This is a genomic window from Stenotrophomonas sp. 2YAF22 (assembly GCF_052114665.1).
GTDB lineage: Bacteria > Pseudomonadota > Gammaproteobacteria > Xanthomonadales > Xanthomonadaceae > Stenotrophomonas > Stenotrophomonas indicatrix.
In genome coordinates, this window is sequence record NZ_JBFRFE010000740.1 from 1 (window position 1) to 1,859 (window position 1,859).

General features: G+C 65.4%; 1 protein-coding gene. It reads right to left on the reverse strand.

What is annotated here, in order from left to right; genetic code table 11:
- On the reverse strand, positions 1 to 1,481 hold a 1,481-nt coding region (locus tag AB4Y84_RS20620; RefSeq protein WP_442250814.1), incomplete at its 3' end, for a TonB-dependent siderophore receptor.
- Between the last annotated feature and the right edge of the window lie 378 nt (positions 1,482 to 1,859).

A 1,859-nucleotide genomic window follows, 5' to 3' on the forward strand; every position in this document is an offset into this window, starting at 1 on the left:
GCGTACGGGGTGAGTGAGTCATCCGGCTTGTAGCCGCCGCGGCGTGTGTCGGTCAAGCGGCCGGCGGCGTCATGGGTGTAGGTCCAGCTGCGCGTTTCCCAGCTGCCGTAACGGGCACCGAGCACGGCGGTCAGCGGCTCGGCCAGCTGCAGGCGCGCGGCCAGGTAAGCGGCACGCTGGCGCAGTTCGTCCTCCGATGCGAGATAGCCCAAGCGGGTGACCTGCAGCGGCGCGACGTCGCCGTTCCAGCTGCGCCAGTCCGGCACGCGATCGTAGCTGGCAGGGTAAGCGGCGGTTTCACTCGCAGGCACTTCGCCCTTGCGCACCGACTGGGCGAAACCGAACACCAGTTCGTGTTCACGGCCAAACAGCTGGAACGGACCACCGACGTTGAAGTCGAACACCTGCATGTCGCCGTTTTCACCGAAGCTGCCGACGAAGGCAGAGATGCCGCTGCCATCGGCACGCGGGTAACCGGACGCGCCATACCAGACCGCGCCGTCGGTCTCGCGCTTGGAGCGGGTGTAGGCGAATTTCGCTGCCCAGCCATGGCCCAGCTGCTGTTCGAGGCGGGCGAACGCGCTCTTTTCGACGATCGGCCAGCTGCTCCAGCGCGCCGACAGGTTGGTCGAGCGCGGCAGGTTGGCCGGCTTGCCATCGGCGCCCCAGTACGGCACCACGCCCCAGGTCACGCCGGTGGTGCGCGGCGACTGGTACTCATAGCCGGCTTCCAGCAGGGTGGTGTCGGTGATGTCGGCCTGGACGATGCCGTAGAAGACGTCCTTGTCCAGCTTGTACACATCGCGGAACGAATCGCTCTGCTGCTTGGCAGCGACCACGCGGGCGCGGATGCGGCCATCCAGGGCGATGGGACCGCCGAGGTCGGCTTCCAGGCGCTGGTTGCCCCAGCGGCCGAGCGTCAGGTTGGCGCTCATCTGGAACGTATCGCTGGGGCGCTTGCGGACGAAGTTGATGGTGCCCGACGGATCACCCGCACCGGTGGTCAGGCCGGTGGCACCACGCACCACTTCGATGCGGTCGTAGATCACGCTGTCGGTGTTGGTCTTGATGTAGCCACCGAAGGTGTTGAGCATGCCATCGACCTGAAAATTGGTGATGTTGTACCCGCGCGAAACGTAGTTGATGCGTTCGCTGTCGGTGACCGACACCGCTACGCCGGTGACCTGGCCCATCACATCGGACAGGGAGAACAGGCCCATGTCGTCCAGCCGCTGCCGGGTCACCACGGTCATCGACTGCGGGGTGTGGCGCAGTGACAGGCCGAGCTTGGTTGCGGTGCTGGCCCGCTTGACGGTGTAGCTGTCGGCAATGTCGCCATCGGCAGTGACCTGGACGGTGTCCAGGGTGCGCGCAGACGGGTCGGCAGAACCTTCCTCAGCGTGTGCCAACGGTGCGATCAACAGTGCGGTCACGGCCAGGGCCAGAAGGGTTGGACGGGGAGTAATCAGGGGAGAAGCCATCGGTGCGATTCCATGCAGGACAAAAAACAGGCGATGGCAAACGCACCCATGGCAGCCATGCGCTCCGCGCACGTCACCCAGCGTGATTCCCATCGACGGTGCGACACCTGCGGCAGGCAGGTGACCCAGTGGTCGGGGGATGTACACGGGCGAAGGGGCGGGTGGGCGCGTGCTTCCGTGCCCCGCTTGGCTAAGCGCACAACCGATCAGTAAATGATAGGCATTCGCATTTCGTTAAGCAAGTGTGACAGCCCCATTCGTCCCCGAACATGTGGATCCAGGCAGATCGAGGGAAACGGTCGAAGGCGGGGCGCTGTGGGTTTGCGGGGTGTGAGCCGCACGGATGCGGCGACCAAGCCCCCAGGGATGGGTTCACGG